General features: G+C 41.7%; 1 protein-coding gene. It reads right to left on the bottom strand.

All coding sequences use genetic code 11. From position 1 onward, the window contains the following. Nucleotides 1-508, bottom strand: a 508-nt coding sequence (locus J3U37_RS12075) for an EF-Tu/IF-2/RF-3 family GTPase (protein ID WP_267375134.1), incomplete at both ends; no start/stop codon positions are given.

The raw sequence follows: 508 nt of genomic DNA, 5'->3' as shown, positions 1-508 counted from the left end.
ATAGTACCCGTTACGTCAGTTGTACGGAAGTAGAACTGTGGACGGTAGCCTTTGAAGAATGGAGTATGACGACCACCTTCATCTTTGCTTAGGATATACACTTCTGATTCAAAATCTGTATGTGGAGTGATTGAACCTGGTTTTGCTAATACTTGACCACGTTCGATTTCTTCACGTTTTGTACCACGAAGTAATACACCTACGTTCTCACCAGCACGACCTTCGTCTAGTAATTTACGGAACATTTCAACGCCAGTACAAGTTGTTTTTGTAGTTGGTTTGATACCAACGATTTCAACTTCTTCACCAACTTTGATTACACCACGCTCTACACGACCTGTTACCACTGTACCACGTCCTGAAATTGAGAACACGTCTTCAATTGGAAGTAGGAATGGTTTATCGATATCACGCTCTGGTTCTGGAATGTAGCTGTCTAAAGCTTCAGCTAATTCAACAATTTTATCTTCCCATGCTGCATCGCCTTCTAACGCTTTTAACGCTGAAC

It is taken from the genome of Gilliamella sp. B3172, assembly GCF_026536465.1.
In the GTDB taxonomy this organism is placed as follows: Bacteria; Pseudomonadota; Gammaproteobacteria; order Enterobacterales; family Orbaceae; genus Gilliamella.
Note: the sequence above shows the minus strand (reverse complement) of the source record. Positions and strands in the feature narration are given on the sequence as shown.